This is a genomic window from Sinorhizobium meliloti, assembly GCF_017876815.1.
In the GTDB taxonomy this organism is placed as follows: domain Bacteria; phylum Pseudomonadota; class Alphaproteobacteria; order Rhizobiales; family Rhizobiaceae; genus Sinorhizobium; species Sinorhizobium meliloti.
Window position 1 is genome coordinate 434,081 of record NZ_JAGIOS010000003.1, and the last position, 17,971, is coordinate 452,051.

Here is a 17,971-nt window from a genome sequence, read left to right on the forward strand (position 1 = left end):
GAAACCGATGCCACTAATCCCCCGCAAGACCATTCTTGAAAAGTTCCACGGCATGATCGGCGCCGGCAAGCCGATCATCGGAGGTGGGGCCGGCACGGGAATTTCGGCCAAGGCCGAGGAGGCGGGCGGCATCGACCTCATTATCATCTATAACTCCGGCCGTTACCGAATGGCGGGCCGCGGCTCGGCGGCCGGTCTGCTCGCCTATGGAAATGCCAATGAAATCGTGAAGGAAATGGCCTTAGAGGTGCTGCCGGTCGTGAAGGCTACACCGGTACTCGCCGGCGTCAATGGCACCGACCCATTCATTCTCATGCCCCAGTTTCTCGCGGAACTGAAGGCCATGGGCTTTTCCGGCGTACAGAACTTCCCCACCATCGGCCTCTTCGATGGACGGATGCGGCGGGGGTTCGAGGAGACCGGGATGGGCTATGGTCTCGAGGTGGACATGGTCGCCGAGGCCCACCGGCTCGACCTCCTGACGACACCCTATGTCTTTAACGAGGAAGAAGCGATCGCGATGACGAAGGCGGGTGCAGACATCGTCGTCGCTCATATGGGCGTTACCACGGGAGGCGCGATCGGCGCCACTTCCGCGATCTCGCTCGACGACTGCGTGAGCGAAATCGACGCGATCGCGGCGGCCGCGCGCTCGGTCCGCAAGGACGTCATTGTGCTCTGCCACGGGGGGCCGATTTCGATGCCGGAGGATGCACGGTACATCCTGGATCGTTGCCCAGGCTGCAATGGTTTTTATGGCGCGAGTTCAATGGAACGCCTGCCTGCCGAGGTGGCGATCCGCAGGCAGACGGAAGAGTTCAAGGCGCTTGCCATCAGTACTGTGGTCTGAAGCGAGCAAGATGCGGAGGAGGCCGCGGCATGGCAAAGGAAGAATATTTTCTCTACCCGACGGATGTCGAAAGCTTCGGCTTCGACTGGGGCCGACTTGCGCTGACGGTCGCGCCGGAGGTGAACGGGGCCGAACGCTTCTCGGGCGGTGTGGTCGATTTGCCGAGCGGGGAGGGGCATACGCGTCACAATCATCCGGGCGCGGAAGAGATCATTTTCGTCGTCTCGGGAGAGGGCGAGCAGATGGTGGAGGACGAGAACGGCGATCCGGTGACGCAGAGGGTTGGGCCCGGTTGCACGATTTATGTACCGGAAAGCCGATTCCACTCGACGAGGAACACGGGTCCCGGCCCGATGCAGCTTTTCGTGGTCTATTCACCGGCAGGTCCTGAGCGTGCGCTTCGGGATCTGCCGGATTTCCGTCTAATCCCGCCCGGTACCTGAGGGCGCACGACAACGGCTTTGTGGGAGAAATTCCGTGGCTATCAGCCCAAGACAAACGCTGGCGGCGGGGCCGCCCTTCGATGCGGCGAAACTCGACAGGCTCATGGAGGAGGCGGGCATCGACGTTCTGCTCGCCACGTCCAAGCACAACACGCAGTACCTGCTGGGCGGTTACAAATTCATCTTCTTCGCCGCAATGGATGCGATCGGCCACAGCCGTTATCTGCCGATCGTCGTTTATGAGAAGGGCTCCCCCGATCATTCCGCGTATATTGGCAACCGCATGGAAGGGGGAGAACATCAGAACAACCCTTTCTGGACACCCGCCGTTCATACGGCGACATGGGGTACGCTCGACGCAGCAGCGCTTGCGGTCGAGCACCTGAGGAAGATCGGAAAGGCGGGTGCTCGCGTCGGCATCGAACCGTCCTTCCTGCCCGCTGATGCGCGGGATCTCTTTGCTTCTCGCCTTGATGGTGCGCGCTTCGTGGACGCGACGCACACGCTCGAGCGACTGCGCTCGATCAAGACACCGCAGGAGCTGGAGAAGCTCAAGGTTGCCTCCGAACTGATCACCGATTCAATGCTCGCCACCATCGCGGCTGCACGAGAGGGATCCACCAAGGGCGAGATCATTGAACGACTCAGGCGAGAAGAGACCAATCGCGGGCTGCATTTCGAATATTGCCTGCTGACCTTGGGTGCTAGTCACAACCGTGCGGCCTCGCCGCAGGCATGGGCGAAAGGTGAGGTGCTTTCGATTGATTCCGGCGGCAACTACCAGGGCTATATCGGTGACCTTTGCCGGATGGGCATGCTCGGCGAGCCCGATGCGGAGCTCGAGGACCTGCTAGCTGAAGTCGATTCGATCCAGAAGGCGGCCTTTGCCAGGATCAAGGCCGGGGCAACAGGCAGTGAGATGATTGCTTCGGCGGAAGAGATTTTGAAGAGCTCGCCTTCGGCCGCCTTTACTGACTTCTTCTGCCACGGCATGGGGCTCATCAGCCACGAAGCACCGTTCCTGATGACCAACCACCCCGTCGCCTATGAAGGCGTGGACGCGGATCGGCCCCTGGAGGTAGGCATGATCATTTCCGTCGAGACGACGATGCTTCATCCGCGACGCGGTTTCATCAAGTTGGAGGATACGGTCGCCGTCACGACGGACGGATACGAAATGTTCGGCAACAGAGGGCGCGGATGGAACCCTGGGGGGGTTTAGGAGCGGCGAAATTTTGCGAAAGACGGAGCCCGGCGCACGTTGGCATGCCGGACTCGTAGTATGTCATGTGTGGTAAATCTCGGCGCCAAGAACCCTAAGGCACTCCGCATGATAAGCGTGCGTTGAACGCCGAGAATCCAAGCCTCATGGACTTGATGATTCAAGTCCATGGATCATTCCTCGGTCTTACAATTCTATCGTCTCCCTGCTTCCCTAGGCCCTGCAGTCAGCTTTCCTGCGCTCCGACTACTACGGAAGCTCCGCGCTAGCATCGTCCCTGTCCGGCCTTCGCGGCTAGCCCAGTCCACATTGGGCAGGCGTGCCAAGTCCCGTGTTCCTTTCTTCAACCTTCGTATTATTAGGCGATAGGCTTTACTCCAGCGATACAGGAAAGGGGCAAAGAGAATTGTACCCGTTTCGGACACGGTTCCCGTGCACGCAGTGAGGATCGATGAGCCTCACCGCTTCAAATCGCGTGTCTTGCCTCCCATCCAATGGCGCGACTTGGAGGCGTTACCGGTTACAATTGCCGCGGGTGAGGAGTTTTCCGCCAGCCCTTACTTCCAGAGATCTTCCCGTTCCGGAGCAATACTCAATTTTGGCATGGTAAAGTATTGGACTGGAGCCATGTCTTGAAACGGGAGGAAGCAACATGGCTGTTCAAGTCCCGACGGATTTCCGCCGCGTGATCGTTGCGGCATCGGTGGGAAACATCATCGAATGGTATGACTTCTATATCTTCGGGAGCTTGGCTGCGGTTCTGTCCGTCAAGTTCTTCGAGCAATCACACCCGGTTGCGGCGCTGCTGAGTACGATTGCGCTCTTTACGGCAGGATTCCTGATCCGCCCACTGGGCGCTTTCCTCTTCGGCTGGATGGGCGATCGGGTCGGCCGCAAATACACGTTCCTGATTACGCTAACGGGAATGGGGTTGGGCACCGGTGCGATCGGTTTAATCCCGACCTACGAGTCGATCGGTCTGACGGCTGCGTTCCTTCTCTTCAGCTTGCGGATGATCCAGGGCTTGTGCTTGGGCGGCGAGTATGGCGGTGCCATCACCTACGTCGCCGAGCACGTCCCTGACGAGCGCCGCGGCTACTACACAGGCTGGCTTCAGACTTCTCCAACTCTCGGGATCGTGGTGTCGCTGGCGGTGATCATCGCGGCACGAACCTATTTCGGCAGTGAAGCTTTCGACGCATGGGCGTGGCGCGTTCCGTTCCTGGTATCGTTCCTGCTGGTAGGCATCGCAATCTACATCCGGCTCCAGCTCCAGGAGACACCAATCTTCCAGGAGATCAAGGCCAAGGGGCAGATGACCCAAAATCCCTGGAGGGAAGCTTTCCTCAGCTCCAACATCAAATATGTGGGCATTGCCACCATCGTGCTCATCGGGCAGGGCGTGGTCTGGTACAGCGGACAGTTCTGGGCGTTGTACTTTCTACAGCAGGTCTCCAAAGTGGATCCGCTGAACTCCGCCTATATCGTCGGAGCGGCACTGCTTCTCGCAACGCCGAGCCTAATCCTATTTGGCTGGCTTTCCGACATAATCGGCCGCAAGCCAGTAATCCTGGGAGGAATGCTGCTCGCCGCGCTCACCTATTATCCGCTGTATTTGTGGCTCGGTGCGGTCACGCAGCCTGACAACATCAACTATCCAATTGCGATCTTCATCATCTTCATCCTCGTTTGCTATGTCGGCATGGTCTACGGGCCGGTTGGGGCGTTTCTGGCTGAGTATTTTCCCGGAAGGATTCGGTACACGTCGGTATCAGTGCCGTATCACATCGGAAACGGCTGGGGTGGCGGATTGGTGCCGTTCATCACCTCAGCGGCTTTCGCAGCGACGGGTAGCATCGGGTACGCGCTGATCTATCCAATCGCAGTTCCTGCAGTGTGCTTCGTGCTAGCCATCTTCCTAATGCCCGAGACCCGCAGAATAAGCATTTGGCAGCCAATCGAGCCTCGAACGTAACAGAGATGCAGAAAATCGGCGGTCATCGCCATTGGGGCGGCTTGGGGCAATTACGGTGCTAGTCGACGCAGCCATGGTGGTCTGCCCATCCGAGACACAGCACTGTGCCATACACCCCCACCTTATCGACGGCCTGTGTGTTCAGTCGAATTCCGACGTGCGCGTGTGAGGCTAGTGACGGTCACCATCAGCTGCCGAAGTTCGTGCGCAGCTAAAAGAGATCTCCCTCCAAATCTTAGCTAATCTGACAACAAATCACGGCTTTGATGGCTTCTGTAAACAAATCGGATGAAGCCGTCGCGGGGCTTGGTGGCGACGCTTACGACGGGCCTTCCGTAAATGTTCCGCGCATTAACGGAGCCGAACAGACCCCCGATTCGAAGCGAGAGATCCAGTCGTCATTCGACCATTCGTCGCCAGCACCTTCAAAGAGTGATCTAGGGGTAGCCCCAGCGGTGGGCGGGCCATCCAATTTGAGCGGTTAATTTGAATTTCCGCAGAACTGATTGCAAAACAGAACTGGTTGCACTATTCTGCAACCAGTTGCTATTTGCAATCACACTTCAGCAGATCAAGGGAGGCTTGCAAGAGCATGCTCATCATTAAGGGCAATGACGTTGAGATCGCCACCGAAGCCTTCGGTGATTCTGCCCATCCGCCGGTCGTCCTCGTCATGGGGGGAATGGCATCTATGCTATGGTGGCCTGAGAGATTCTGCCGCCGGGTTGCTGAACACGGCCGCTTTGTCATTCGCTACGACCATCGCGATACCGGTCTCTCGACGAAATATCCGCCAGGTCAGCCGGGATATGCCTTCGACGATGCTGTCGGGGACGTGGTCCGCGTTCTCGACGGCTACCGAATTTCCGCGGCCCACGTCGTCGGGATGTCCCTCGGTGGCATGATCGGCCAGGCAACAGCGCTCAAACATCCTGAACGCGTGCTTTCCCTGACCGCGATCAGCAGTTCGCCGGTTGGGATGAACACAACCCATCTTCCTGCCAGCGGTACGGCTTGGATGGACCACATGAACATGGAGGTGGACTGGTCGGACCGGGCAGAGGCGGTCGCTTACATGCTCGAGGATGCGCGTTTGGTCGCGAGCACGGTACATCCGTTCGACGAGGCCGAGACCAGAGCCTTCATCGAACGGGATTTCGACCGCTCAGGCGGCTACCTCAGCGCCACCAATCATAGCGTTCTGTTTGAGATCAGCGACGCGTGGCAAGATCGGCTGCCCGAGATGAAAGTGCCCCTTCTGGTCATTCACGGCACAGCTGATCCGGTTTTCCCGGTCGAACATGGAGCGGCCGTCGCAACGGCGGTTGATGGAGCCCGGCTGGTGGAAATCGAAGGGGGCGGACACGAGCTGCACCCGGCCGACTGGGATAGAATTATCTCCGCAATCATCAAGCGCACCAACACTCGCCCGAACGAATGATTTCGACCCACCAGATCGTCCATCAACCAAGCAGTTCAGGAGACATACCATGTCCAAGCTTCGTATTCATGCTTTCTCGATTTCGCTCGATGGATACGGCGCCGGGCCCGACCAGAGCCTCGATAATCCGTTGGGCAGGGGTGGAGAGGCGTTGCACGAATGGTTTTTGCCTACCCGCACCTTTCAGCGGATGTCGGGCAAAGAGCAGGGGACGACCGGTATTGACGAGGATTTCGCCGCACGCGGGTTTGACAATATTGGTGCCTGGATCCTCGGCCGGAACATGTTCGGGCCGGTGCGAGGACCCTGGCCCGACCAATCCTGGAGGGGCTGGTGGGGCGAAAACCCGCCCTATCACTGCCCCGTCTTCGTCCTCACAAACCATGCGCGTCCGTCGCTGCAAATGGAGGGCGGCACGGTCTTCCACTTCATCACTGACGGCATCGAGGCCGCGCTCGCCCGCGCGAGGGAGGCGGCGGACGGTCGTGACGTCCGCCTCGGTGGCGGCAGCGCCACTGTCCGGCAATATCTGAACGCCAGGCTGGTAGACGAGATGCATATCGCCATCTCGCCCATCCTTCTCGGCAGCGGCGAGGCGCTCTTTGCCGGCATGGACCTGCCTCTCCTCGGCTACGAGGTGACCGAGTATGTCCCGTCGCAAAAGTCGACCCACATCGTCGTGTCGAGGCGGGCCTGAACCCGTCCGCTAGTTCTGACGAACCTAAAGGCTCTCCGCAATCCGCAGGCCGGTAACTGAGGAATAAAAGGCAGTGGTTCGGGAGGACATACTGCAGCGCTTCGGCCTCTGGCCTTCCGTTTGAAACGCACGAACTACCTGTTCGGCGACACCTTCGGTGTGGCGGATCGGTATCCGTTCATACTGACGGGCGGGGCGCAGGAACTCGAGTTCCCGCTCTCCGCGTGCTATCGCGATTACGTGGCGCGCATCGAGGCACGCCCCGCTGTGCGGGAGGCGGAACGGCGTGAAGCGCTTTCCGAGGCTTCTTCCTCGCAACTATGAGGCATCAGCCTTGAAACGGCCGAATTCGACGGCGAGGCGAACAACCGCCCCTAACGGAGCGACGGGCTTCGCCCGCGTCTTTTCCCGCCCAAGCAGTGCAGACGAAATCATTGCTAGCGTGTGCCAGCATGACGCCCTCGGATAGTAGATCTTCGAGTGGTTCGGCTTTGACTGTCGCGAACCCCGCGTCTCCCAACCAAGGCTCCGGGATGGTCTTAGCGGACGCCGGGAGCGCCGGGTTTAGTATGGCAACGCCGCCACTACGCTCCTCGCTTTCGCTCCTCACTGCCCGACCTTAGTCGGTCGAAAATCTCCGGACAGAACTCGAACTGCCTCGCAGTTCCGCGCCCCATGGAGTTCTTCACAATTGTCTCTGTAAGTATCCCGCGCTCAACGAGCGGGTCGACCGATTCCGCCACGGCATTGCGTGTCAATCCGGTAATTTTGACGATATTTGAAAGCGTTAGCTTTTCGTGACTCTGGTGCATCATGTAGAGGACCGTCATCATCCCGAGCTGCTTCAGCCGCGATTGCGGCGTCTCTCCGTCGATCGGTTTGTCGAGAACTTCCTGCAATGCGTAGGCCGCAAATAGCTGGCTCTGCCAATGTACGTTGAGTGCGCTTGTCATCTTTTATACTGTCAGTTATATGATTGTAAAACGAGTCGCGAGCTCGCAAAGCCTGATGGGGTCCGTGCATGTTCGCGTCGGTGAAGGGTGGTGGTCATGAACACGTCTCTCGTACGGGCATTCGTCGCTGCAGCCAGCTTAGCGTCATTCTATCTTGTTTTCGACGGTAAAGCGCGAGCGGACGACTGGGGATGCCAGGTTATCCTGTGCCTTTCCAATCCCGGTGGTCCGACGCAGTATGCCGAGTGCCGGCCTCCGATCGAGAAGCTCTGGCGCGCGCTTGCAAAGGGACACTCTTTTCCGGCCTGCAGCGGCGTTGGGTTCCAGGCCTCGCGCCCCGGATACGAGCCGTTGATGGCTACCGCCTGACGACGCGGTATGGAGATCGCGGGCGCGAGGCTAGTTGCATCTCGACCACGCCGCAAATCGTCTCAAGTCATGAATGCTATTTCGACAATGATCGGAGCACCTCGCCGAGGTGGCAGCGGAGCGAAGGCCGCATAAAGTGCCAACGCTATGTGACGACGCGGCCGAACATCCGCCCACAGCCTCATTATGTCGATGTGACCATCGACGGCGGCGGCAAACAAAGGGTGTGGTACTGAGCCATGCCCGCTGCGTTCCTCGATCTGGCGCAAACGTGCGCCCCTATAGTTGCGGCCGAGACACTTGCCGGTGTCGTCAGCCTTGAAAGCCGGTTCGAACCATTCGCCATCCGGATCAACAGCGGAGTCCCGCTCTCGGAGCAGCCCGCAACCAAGACGGAAGCGATCGCGATGGCAACGTCGCTGGCAGCCGAGCGGCAGGACATCCAGCTCGGTCTCGGAGGTATCGGCATGGGGGAGCTCCGGAGGCTGAAGCTCTCAATTTCCGACGCCTTCGATCCGTGCCTCAACCTTCATGCCACCGCGACGCTGCTCGACGGATATTACCGACTGGCAATGAAGGCCGGAGCGGATCCGGACCATGCCGAACAAGTGATGCTGCAATCCTACTACGGCCGAGACGACCCGTCCGTCGGCGCCATGGTCCAGTACGACCAGCAGGTCCGCCAGGAAGTGAAGCGGCTCGGCAAAAGTCTAGCCGCTCTCATGATCGGAGATGGCGGACAGGCGAGGGGAATCACCGAAGAGAGCCCTGTCGATGTGGCTGCAGAGAAGCCGCCGGGCGACCGGCCGGTCGACGAGAGGGCGTCGGTGCCGTCCTGGGATGTTTTCAGTTCGCGACGGAGATCATCCGTCCTCGTGTTTCAGAACAGTCAAATGGAGCAGAGTGAATGACTTTCAGTTCCCGTATCCGTCCGATAGCTGCATCCACTGTTATGGCAACGGCCATCGTGGTGACCATGGTCGAGCCGGCCTTCGCGCAAGCCGCCGGAATAGAGACCGTGCTGCAGAACATCGTCGACATGCTGACCGGCAACATCGCCAAGCTGCTCGCCGTCATCGCGGTGATCGTGATCTGCATCGCCTGGATGTTCGGTTACATGGATCTGAGACGGGCAGGGTTCTGGATCATCGGCATTGGCGGCATCTTCAGCGCCACCGAACTCGTGAATACCATCGTCGGAAGCTGACACCATGGCGGACTCAGGACCGGCACTCGAGGAGGACACGCTGTTCATCGCCTGCACGCGGCCCGCGATGATCGCCGGCGTAACAATGGAAGCCATGGGCATGAACATCATGCTCACGACCATTCTTTACATCGTCGCCGGCTCCGTCGCTTACGCGCTCGTCGGCGTGGTCTTCCATCTGGTGTTCCGCGCCCTCATCAAACACGACCACAACATGTTTCGCATCCTGCTGGCCTGGATTGAGACCCGCGGCCGGTCCCGCAACAGCGCCTATTGGGGCGGGGCGACGCTTAGCCCCCTGAAGCTCGCCCGCAAATACGATGAAAGGGACCTCGGATTTGCCTAGCCTGACCACACTCAGATCTCGCGAACTCGGTCCGGAGACCTTCATCCCCTATGTCCGCCATGTCGACGAGTCGACAATCGCGCTCGATTCCCGGGCGCTGATGGTGATGATCGCGCTCGAAGGCGTCTCCTTCGAGACCGCCGATATTCTCGACCTGAATGCCCTCCATCGCGACCTCAACACCCTCTACCGCAACATCGCCGACGAGCGGCTTGCCTTGTGGACGCATCTCATCCGCCGTCGCGACAACAGCTATCCAGAAGGCACGTTCGCCACACCGTTCTCGGCAGCGCTCAACGATAAGTACCGCGAAAGAATGGTGGGCGAGGACCTGTTTCGCAACGACCTCTATCTGTCAATTCTCTGGTCACCAGCTCGCGATCCGGCAGACAAGGCGGCAAAACTGCTGTCGCGCCTGCGTCGGGCCCGCCGGGTCGGGACCGAACTCGATGAGGACGCCCTCAAGCATCTCCGCGACAAGGTCATCGACGTCACCGCCGCTTTGAGACGCTTCGAGCCGCGCGTGTTGACCCTCTACGAGCACGACGGCCTCATGTTCTCGGAACCGAGCGAGGTGCTCCATCAGCTCGTCGGCGGCCGTCGCGAGCCGATCCCGCTGACAGAGGGGCACATCGCCTCTGCCATCTACTCGGATCGCGTCATCGTGGGGCGCGAGACGATTGAGATCCGGCACGAGGCGGACAGCCGTTATGCCGGCATGCTGAGCTTCAAGGAGTATCCGGCCCGCACCAGGACCGGCATGCTTGATGCCGTGCTCACCAGCCCGTTTGAACTCATTCTGGCGCAATCCTTCTCTTTCGTCTCGAAGGCCGACGCGCGCGTGATCATGGGCCGCAAGCAAAACCAGATGGTCAGCAGCGGCGACAAGGCGGCCTCGCAGATCGAGGAACTTGATGGGGCGATGGACGATCTGGAGTCCAACCGGTTCGTGTTCGGCGAGCACCACCTGACGCTTTCCGTCTTTGCCCCCTCAGTGAAGGAACTGACCGACAATCTTGCCAAGGCACGCGCCAGCATGACCAGTGGCGGCGCAGTCGTCGCGCGTGAGGATCTCGGCCTTGAGGCGGCCTGGTGGGCGCAGCTACCGGGCAACTTCCGTTATAGGGCCCGGTCCGGCGCGATCACGTCACGGAACTTCGCAGCGCTGTCGCCCTTCCACTCTTATCCGCTCGGCCAAAGGGACGGTAACGAGTGGGGACCCGCCGTCGCCCTGCTCAAGACCGCGTCCGGCTCGCCGTACTACTTCAACTTCCATTACGGCGATCTCGGCAACACCTTCGTCTGCGGGCCGTCCGGCGCCGGCAAAACGGTGCTGCTCAACTTCATGCTGTCGCAACTAGAAAAGCATGATCCGCATGTGGTGTTCTTCGATAAGGACAGGGGAGCCGATCTCTACGTGCGCGCCGCCGGCGGCACCTATCTGCCTCTCAAGAACGGCATCCCGACCGGTTGCACCCCCTTAAAGGCCCTCCAATTGACGCCGGAGAACAAGGTCTTTCTGACACGCTGGGTCGGCAAGCTGGTCGGCTCGGCAACGCGTGAACTGAGCGTGACCGAACTCCGCGACATTGCGTCCGCAATCGACGGCCTTGCCGACCTGCCGGTCGAGCGTCGGACGATCGGCGCGCTCAGGACCTTTCTCGACAACACGAACCCGGAAGGGATCGCAGCCAGGCTGCGGCGGTGGGAGAGGGGAGGGCCGCTCGGCTGGGTCTTTGACAACGTCATCGAGGATATCGGTTTCGGAGAATCCGGCGGTGGCAAGTTCGTCGGCTACGACATGACCGACTTTCTCGACAACGAGGAAATCCGGACCCCCCTGATGGCCTATCTCTTCCATCGTGTCGAGCAACTGATCGACGGCCGCAGGATCATCATCGTTATCGACGAGTTCTGGAAAGTGCTCCAGGACGAAGGGTTCCGCGATCTCGCGCAGAACAAGCTCAAGACGATCCGCAAGCAGAACGGCCTCATGCTGTTTGCGACACAGAGCCCGCGCGACGCGATCGTCTCGCCGATCGCTCACACCATCATCGAGCAATGCCCGACACAGATCTTCCTGCCGAACTCCCGCGGCAATCATGGCGACTATGTCGATGGCTTCAAGCTGACGGAGCGCGAATTCGAGCTGGTCGCGCGTGAGCTCTCCATCGAGAGCCGGCGGTTCGTGTTGAAGCAGGGACATAACAGCGTCGTCGCCGAGCTGGATCTCAAGGGCCTCGACGACGAACTCGCCATCCTCTCCGGACGAACCGCCAATGTCGAACTTGCCGATGCGATCCGTGCGGAGGTCGGCAGCAATGCAAAGGATTGGCTTCCCGTTTTCCAGCAAAGAAGGAGTGCGACCTAATGGCTTTCTTTCGAATTAATTGTGTGGTGATTGCCTCTGCGCTCAGCCTTTCCGCCACCGGTGCGGCAGGGCAGGGGATCCCGGTGATCGACCAGACCGCGATCGCCAAGCAGATCGAGAGCATCGCGCAGCTGAAAGTCCAACTCGATGCGCTCAATCAGCAGATCGAGCAGGCACAGCAGCTCCACGGTTCGCTCAACAAGCTCACCGACATGGCGGATGTTGCCAGCGCCTTGAACGATCCGGCCATTCGCAAAGCGCTGCCGGCAGACTTCAGCGCCATTGAGGACCTGTTCAAAGGCAACAGTACGGGCGTCTTCGCTGACTCAGCCTCAAAGCTTCTCGAAGGCAATACGACCTATCAAACCAACGCCGCCGACGACTTCTACGCGCAGGAGCTTTCGCGCATCCAGAACAAGAACGCCGGTCAGATGAGCCTCGGCCAACAGATTTATGATGCCGCGACCAAGCGCATAGACGGCATCGACCAGCTGCGCGAGAAGATTTCGACGGCAGGCGACGCCAAAGATATCGCCGACCTGCAGGCGCGACTTCAGGCCGAGCAGGCCTTCCTTCAGACCGATGTATTGCGGATGGAGGGTCTGCGGATGGTGCAGCAGGCGCAGGCGCAGATCGATGAACAGCGCAAGGCCGAGGACTGGCGGCAGCGCATGGACGCCATGGGAGCCGCACTGCAATGAGGGTGCACTTTTTCTGTGTTTTTCTCTTCGTTTTGGCCGCTTGCTCGAAAGAAGCCGAGCGCGTCTACACCGTCGATGAACTGATTGCCGACGAAGCGCTGCTTGCCGACGTGATCGGCAAATGCCGCCACAATTCGGGTGAGTTGAGTAACACTCTGAATTGCCAAACCGCTGCGGCCGCAGATTTCAGGGCGCGTCTTGAACGAATGTAAGGAGCGCTCGGAGGTAAAAACCGTGTATCAAGTCTTCGCCTTTGTCGACGGGCAGTTCAAGGCACCGCTCGAGACCTTCATTGCCTCGGGAACGTCGAACATTGCCGAGTGGGTCACTGGTCCCCTGACGACGGCGGTCACCCTTTACGTGGTCCTCTATGGCTATCTCGTGCTGCGCGGCTCGGTCCAGGAACCGATCCTCGATTTCGCCTTCCGTGCAATCAAGCTCGCCATCATCGTCATGCTGGTGAAGAACGCTAGCGAATACCAGACCTACGTAACGAACATCTTCTTTGACGTCCTTCCGCGCGAAATCTCCCAGGCGCTGAATACCGGGACGGAGCCGAACGCTTCGACCTTCGACGGGCTGCTCGACAAGGGACAACAGTGCGCCAAAGAGATCTGGGCGCGTGCCTCCTGGCCTATCGACATCGTCAGTGGCACGAGCGGCATGCTCGTGATCGGCGCAAGCTTCATTGTCGCCGCTATCGGCTACATCGTCTCGCTCTATGCCAGGCTTGCGCTTGCCATCGTGCTGGCGATCGGGCCGATCTTCGTGGCATTGGCCATGTTCCAGTCGACGCGTCGGTTCACCGAGGCCTGGATTGGGCAGCTTGCGAACTTCGTGATCCTGCAGGTCCTCGTCGTCGCCGTCGGCTCGCTGCTGATCACCTCAGTCGATACGACCTTTTCAGCGATCGATGCCTATAGCGATGTGCTGATGCGGCCGATCGCACTCTGCGCCATCTGCCTCGCGGCTCTCTATGTCTTCTATCAACTCCCGAACATCGCCTCGGCGCTTGCCGCCGGCGGCGCGTCGTTGACCTACGGCTACGGCGCCGCACGCGACGCCCACGAAAGCACGCTCGCCTGGGCGGCTTCCCATACCGTCCGTGCGGCCGGACGTGGTGTCCGTGCCGTTGGCCGAACCTTCACCTCAAAAGGCTCCGGATCATGACGCTTTTCGCTGGAACAAGAGAAAGGCTCTCCAGGAATAATCAGAACATTCCGCTGCTTTGCATTGCGGCGATCTTAAGCGGTTGCGCATCGATGACCTATCCGCCCCCGAAATGTGACGGCTATTCGCGCCGGCCTCTCAATCGATCGATGTGGCAGTGGGAAGACAATAGCAACTTCAAGCTGAAACAGTCCGGTGCGCGACCGGCGGCTTCTCAGTCCGTCGCCACCGCTGATGTCGACGAGGGCAGGGAATTTCCCACCTTCGCACATCTCGACATCGACGCATCCTATCGTCCTTGCGAGGGTTGACTCGATGGTCTCGGCGGACGAACTCAAGACATACTTCGAAAAAGCGCGACGCTTCGATCAGGACCGCGTGATCCAGGTCGAGCGCTCGGCACGCATCGCCTGGTCTGTTGCGATCGTAGCCGGCATTCTTGCGGGCGCTTCGATCTTCACCGTCGCCGCCCTCACGCCGCTGAAAACGATCGAGCCATTTGTCGTGCGCGTCGACAATTCGACGGGCATTGTCGATGTCGTCTCGGCGCTGACGTCGACGGCCGGCACTTACGACGAGGCCGTGACCAAATACTTCGCCGCGAAATACGTGCGTGCGCGGGAAGGCTATGTCTGGAGTGAGGCGGAGGAGAACTTCCGCACCGTCGCCTTGCTGTCGACGCAGCCGGAGCAAGCTCGTTTTTCGGCCATCTATCGCGGCAGCAATCCAGACTCGCCGCAGAACACGTACGGGCGCAGCGCCACAGCGCGCATCAGCATCGCGTCGATCTCGCTAATCAATCCGAATGTCGTGTCCGTCCGTTACATGCGCACGATTACCCGCGGCGAGGAGGTTCAACCCACCCATTGGGTTGCGACGCTCACCTTCTCTTATGTGAACTCGCCGATGTCATCGACGGATCGGCTGGTGAATCCTCTTGGTTTTGCGGTTAGCGAATACCGGGCCGATCCGGAGGCCATCAACTGATGCGGACTACTTTCATCGCCACCCTCCTTCTTACGGCCGCCGCCTCCACGGCGCTTGCCCTCGAAATCCCGCGCGGCGCGGCGCAGGACAGCCGCGTCCGTTTCGTCGACTACCAGCCCTACAACATCACCCGCATCATCGGCTCGCTGCGCTCCTCGGTGCAGGTGGAGTTCGCGCCCGACGAGGAGATCGCCCATGTCGCGCTCGGCAACAGTGTGGCCTGGGAGGTCGCCCCAGCGGGCAACATCCTGTTTCTCAAACCGCGGGAAAATCAGCCGGTCACCAATATCTCCGTCGTGACCACCCGGCGCGACGGATCGACCCGAAGCTACCAGATGGAGCTGACGGTACGGGATGGAAAGGTGGAGGTCGGCCAGAACACCTACTTTTACGTCAAGTACCGATATCCCGCCGACGAAGCCGAACGCAGGCGACAGGCCGCGGCCGCGCGTGCGATCGCCGCCCAGGCGAAGGAAGCCGACAACGTGCTGGCCATTCATGAAGCCTATGGGCCAAGGAACTGGCGCTATTCGGCGCAAGGCGCACAGGCGCTGGAACCGCAATCGGTCTACGACAATGGCAAGGTCACGACCTTTGCCTTCGTTGGCAATCAGGAAATGCCGGCCATCTACATCGAGAACTCGGACGGCAGTGAGAGCCTGGTTCCCAAGTCTGTCGACGGCAACCTGGTGCTGGTACACGCGATCAGCCGCAAGTTCATCCTTCGGAGGGGAGGGGACGTTCTTTGCGTCTTTAACGAAGCCTACGACCACGTCGGCATCAATCCGGATACTAACACGACCTCGCCCTCCGTCGAGCGGATCGTGCGGATCGACGCAGGAGCGGTGCAATAGGAGGCTGCCATGGCTCAAGAAGATGAAAACCGGATACCGGGCGAGCGGGCCGAGACGGTTTCCGGCAGGAAGATCGATAACAATCCCATGCTGAAGCGCGGCGCCGTGGCGCTGGCGGTCGTTGCCTTTGTCGGCTTCGCCTTGTTGGCGATGGGCGGGGAAGGGAAACGGCAGGACAATGCCCAGCCGGAGCGCGTGGTCATCCGACAAACGACGAACTTCGAACCGGCCAAGGAGAAATTGGAACCCGTTCAGCCAGTGCCGGAAGTGAAGCTGCCAACTCCCGTCGTGACCGAGGAGGTCAAGGAGGAAGACCCACTGCTCGACTCGGCGCGGCGGGCGCCCGTCATCGCCTATAGCAGCGGACAGAAAAACGCGACATCGCACCGTGACACCGAAAATCCTCCCATTTCGGCGGACAGCAATTTCATACCGCTCGATGGAGACACGATGGGCCGGAATACGGCCAATGCCGATGAACAGCGGTTCGAGGGGTTGCTGCGGCCGACCAGGCTTGAGGGCTCACGCGCCGGCACGCTCGGCAACCGGAACTTCATCGTTGCGATGGGAACCTCGATACCCTGTGTCCTGGAAACTGCCATGGCATCTGATCAACCTGGCTTTACAAGCTGCGTGATCAACCGTGACGTCCTCTCGGACAATGGCCGAGTCGTGCTGATGGAGAAAGGCACTCAAGTTCTCGGCGAGTACCGCGGCGGCCTTCAGCGAGGACAGAAGCGCCTCTTCGTGCTCTGGAACCGTGCGAAAACCCCGAATGGCGTCATCGTCACATTGGCCTCGCCGGCAACGGATGCCCTCGGCCGAGCCGGCGTGGATGGCTACGTCGACACTCACTGGTGGGAGCGGTTTGGAAGTGCGCTTCTCCTTTCCATCGTAGGCGACGCCACGAGCTATGCCAGCAGCCGCCTGCAGGACAGCGACGTCGACGCGCAGAAAACGACGAGCGCAGGCCAGCAGGCGGCGGCGGTCGCTGTCGAGCAATCGATCAACATTCCGCCGACGCTCAACAAACATCAGGGTGAACTGGTCTCGATCTTCGTGGCGCGCGATCTCGACTTTTCTGGTGTCTACGGATTGCGGGTGACCGGGTCGAAAAACAAGGTCCTCGACCGGGCGGTGCCGGGGGACTTCAGGCCGCAGTCAACGCTCGTGACGAAGTAGAGCAAGGCCGATGACCGAAGGTGCCGACGCAACGGTCGTTCGTGAACTGCTCTCTCCGTTCGCGCCGTTCCTCGGTGACAGGTCGCTCTACGAAGTGATCGTAAACCGGCCCGGGCAAGTGCTGACGGAAGGCGCTGGTGGTTGGCGGACCTATGACCTGCCGGAGCTTTCCTTCGAGAAGCTGATGCGCCTTGCCCGGGCAGTTGCCAGTTTTTCCCACCAATCAATTGATGAAACGCGACCGATCCTATCGGCAACCCTGCCCGGGGACGAACGCATCCAGATCGTCATCCCGCCAGCCACCACCAGGAACACGGTCAGCATCACCATCCGCAAGCCATCGTCGGTCACATTCACCCTCAATGATCTGAAAGAGAGAGAGTTTTTCTCAGAGACGCGATCGGCCAACGACGGCGCCTCGACGCGGGACGAGGGCTTGCTGGCGCTTTACCGTGCCGGCCGCTTCAAGGAATTTTTGCGACAAGCCGTCATTTCACGGAAGAACATCATCATCTCAGGCGCAACCGGTTCGGGCAAGACGACTCTCTCGAAAGCGCTGATTAAACACATTCCCGAGCATGAGCGGATCATTTCGATCGAGGACACACCCGAACTCATTATTCCGCAGCCCAACCACGTGCGCCTATTCTATTCGAACGGTGCCCAGGGACTCTCGGGGGCTGGCCCCAAAGAGCTGCTCGAATCCTGTCTCCGGATGCGGCCGGACCGAATTTTGCTGCAGGAACTGCGCGATGGCACGGCATTCTACTACGTTCGCAACGTCAACTCCGGTCACCCCGGATCGATAACTACCGTGCATGCCGATTCTGCCAAACTCGCCTTCCAACAGTTAACGCTTCTCGTGAAGGAATCGGCAGGGGGACGGAATCTGGACCGTGATGACATCGATAAATTATTGAAGGTATCGATCGACGTAATTGTTCAATGCAAGCGAATAGATGGGCGATTTCGTGCAACAGAAATCTACGTTCGAGCCTAAACTTGTAGGCCCGCGGTTCGAATTGAGTCTGATGCGTTTCTTCATGCGCTACGCACGGCGCAGATTCTCAATGTTCTTTCGGCAACCGATGGAGGGCGCTCACCGCCTATGGATGTTCTTACTTTCTCTGCATCGGGAGCCAGTGCGAGGATTTTCGGGGCAGCGCCGTATCAGGCGAACTCAGGCGTGTTGACGCATAACGA

General features: G+C 59.8%; 20 protein-coding genes and 1 pseudogene. 20 read left to right on the plus strand and 1 reads right to left on the minus strand.

What is annotated here, in order from left to right; translation table 11 throughout:
* The first annotated feature begins 7 nt into the window (after positions 1 to 7).
* From JOH52_RS28530 to JOH52_RS28560, 7 genes are all read left to right on the plus strand, one after another.
* Positions 8 to 850, plus strand: coding sequence for a phosphoenolpyruvate hydrolase family protein (locus JOH52_RS28530; protein ID WP_014531537.1), 843 nt, complete (start codon positions 8 to 10; stop codon positions 848 to 850).
* Between the two features lie 29 nt (positions 851 to 879).
* Positions 880 to 1,293, plus strand: coding sequence for a cupin domain-containing protein (locus JOH52_RS28535; RefSeq protein ID WP_010967703.1), 414 nt, complete (start codon positions 880 to 882; stop codon positions 1,291 to 1,293).
* 34 nt (positions 1,294 to 1,327) lie between these two features.
* On the plus strand, positions 1,328 to 2,515 hold the full coding sequence (locus tag JOH52_RS28540) for a M24 family metallopeptidase (protein WP_014531538.1): 1,188 nt from the start codon (positions 1,328 to 1,330) through the stop codon (positions 2,513 to 2,515).
* A 652-nt stretch (positions 2,516 to 3,167) separates the two neighbouring features.
* Complete coding sequence (locus JOH52_RS28545; protein ID WP_003526748.1) at positions 3,168 to 4,490, plus strand: MFS transporter; 1,323 nt, start codon at positions 3,168 to 3,170, stop codon at positions 4,488 to 4,490.
* A gap of 592 nt (positions 4,491 to 5,082) precedes the next feature.
* Positions 5,083 to 5,931, plus strand: a complete 849-nt coding sequence (locus tag JOH52_RS28550) for an alpha/beta fold hydrolase (protein WP_014531539.1) — start codon at positions 5,083 to 5,085, stop codon at positions 5,929 to 5,931.
* Between the two features lie 49 nt (positions 5,932 to 5,980).
* The gene (locus JOH52_RS28555; protein WP_010967700.1) at positions 5,981 to 6,628 is read left to right on the plus strand and encodes a dihydrofolate reductase family protein; all 648 of its coding nucleotides are present in this window, start codon (positions 5,981 to 5,983) and stop codon (positions 6,626 to 6,628) included.
* A 120-nt stretch (positions 6,629 to 6,748) separates the two neighbouring features.
* The gene (locus JOH52_RS28560; protein ID WP_017266272.1) at positions 6,749 to 6,952 is read left to right on the plus strand and encodes a glutathione S-transferase family protein; all 204 of its coding nucleotides are present in this window, start codon (positions 6,749 to 6,751) and stop codon (positions 6,950 to 6,952) included.
* Positions 6,953 to 7,212: 260 nt separating this feature from the next.
* Here the strand turns inward: JOH52_RS28560 and rctA are convergent, their stop codons facing one another.
* Positions 7,213 to 7,581, minus strand: coding sequence for a conjugative transfer repressor RctA (gene rctA / locus JOH52_RS28565; protein ID WP_010967698.1), 369 nt, complete (start codon positions 7,579 to 7,581; stop codon positions 7,213 to 7,215).
* Positions 7,582 to 7,677: 96 nt separating this feature from the next.
* Here rctA and JOH52_RS35440 point away from each other — a divergent pair.
* The 13 genes and pseudogenes from JOH52_RS35440 to virB11 all read left to right on the plus strand — a co-directional run bounded on the left by JOH52_RS35440 (position 7,678) and on the right by virB11 (position 17,768).
* Positions 7,678 to 8,186, plus strand: a pseudogene (locus JOH52_RS35440) (hypothetical protein).
* A gap of 3 nt (positions 8,187 to 8,189) precedes the next feature.
* A complete protein-coding gene (locus tag JOH52_RS28570) occupies positions 8,190 to 8,861 on the plus strand; it encodes a lytic transglycosylase domain-containing protein (RefSeq protein WP_010967696.1) in 672 nt (223 codons plus the stop codon).
* Positions 8,858 to 9,157 (plus strand): TrbC/VirB2 family protein, encoded by a 300-nt coding sequence (locus tag JOH52_RS28575; protein ID WP_003526741.1) that lies wholly within the window; start codon positions 8,858 to 8,860, stop codon positions 9,155 to 9,157. The genes JOH52_RS28570 and JOH52_RS28575 overlap by 4 nt, the downstream gene beginning before the upstream one ends.
* A gap of 4 nt (positions 9,158 to 9,161) precedes the next feature.
* Complete coding sequence (locus tag JOH52_RS28580) at positions 9,162 to 9,503, plus strand: VirB3 family type IV secretion system protein (protein ID WP_003526740.1); 342 nt, start codon at positions 9,162 to 9,164, stop codon at positions 9,501 to 9,503.
* Complete coding sequence (locus JOH52_RS28585) at positions 9,496 to 11,874, plus strand: VirB4 family type IV secretion/conjugal transfer ATPase (protein WP_014531543.1); 2,379 nt, start codon at positions 9,496 to 9,498, stop codon at positions 11,872 to 11,874. The genes JOH52_RS28580 and JOH52_RS28585 overlap by 8 nt, the downstream gene beginning before the upstream one ends.
* Positions 11,874 to 12,575 (plus strand): P-type DNA transfer protein VirB5, encoded by a 702-nt coding sequence (gene virB5 / locus JOH52_RS28590; protein ID WP_014531544.1) that lies wholly within the window; start codon positions 11,874 to 11,876, stop codon positions 12,573 to 12,575. Before JOH52_RS28585 ends, virB5 begins: the two co-directional genes overlap by 1 nt.
* Positions 12,572 to 12,787: an EexN family lipoprotein gene (locus tag JOH52_RS28595; protein WP_014531545.1), complete on the plus strand. Its 216-nt coding sequence runs from the start codon at positions 12,572 to 12,574 to the stop codon at positions 12,785 to 12,787. The genes virB5 and JOH52_RS28595 overlap by 4 nt, the downstream gene beginning before the upstream one ends.
* Positions 12,788 to 12,809: 22 nt before the next feature.
* Entirely contained in the window at positions 12,810 to 13,745 is a 936-nt protein-coding gene (locus JOH52_RS28600) for a TrbL/VirB6 family protein (protein WP_014531546.1), read from the plus strand.
* Positions 13,742 to 14,056: a hypothetical protein gene (locus JOH52_RS28605; RefSeq protein ID WP_013845458.1), complete on the plus strand. Its 315-nt coding sequence runs from the start codon at positions 13,742 to 13,744 to the stop codon at positions 14,054 to 14,056. Before JOH52_RS28600 ends, JOH52_RS28605 begins: the two co-directional genes overlap by 4 nt.
* A 4-nt stretch (positions 14,057 to 14,060) precedes the next feature.
* A complete protein-coding gene (locus JOH52_RS28610; RefSeq protein ID WP_014531547.1) occupies positions 14,061 to 14,732 on the plus strand; it encodes a VirB8 family type IV secretion system protein in 672 nt (223 codons plus the stop codon).
* Positions 14,732 to 15,586 (plus strand): P-type conjugative transfer protein VirB9, encoded by an 855-nt coding sequence (gene virB9 / locus JOH52_RS28615; protein ID WP_014531548.1) that lies wholly within the window; start codon positions 14,732 to 14,734, stop codon positions 15,584 to 15,586. The genes JOH52_RS28610 and virB9 overlap by 1 nt, the downstream gene beginning before the upstream one ends.
* Positions 15,587 to 15,595: 9 nt before the next feature.
* Entirely contained in the window at positions 15,596 to 16,768 is a 1,173-nt protein-coding gene (virB10, locus tag JOH52_RS28620) for a type IV secretion system protein VirB10 (RefSeq protein ID WP_014531549.1), read from the plus strand.
* A gap of 10 nt (positions 16,769 to 16,778) precedes the next feature.
* Positions 16,779 to 17,768: a P-type DNA transfer ATPase VirB11 gene (gene virB11, locus JOH52_RS28625; protein ID WP_013845454.1), complete on the plus strand. Its 990-nt coding sequence runs from the start codon at positions 16,779 to 16,781 to the stop codon at positions 17,766 to 17,768.
* The last annotated feature ends 203 nt before the right edge of the window (positions 17,769 to 17,971 follow it).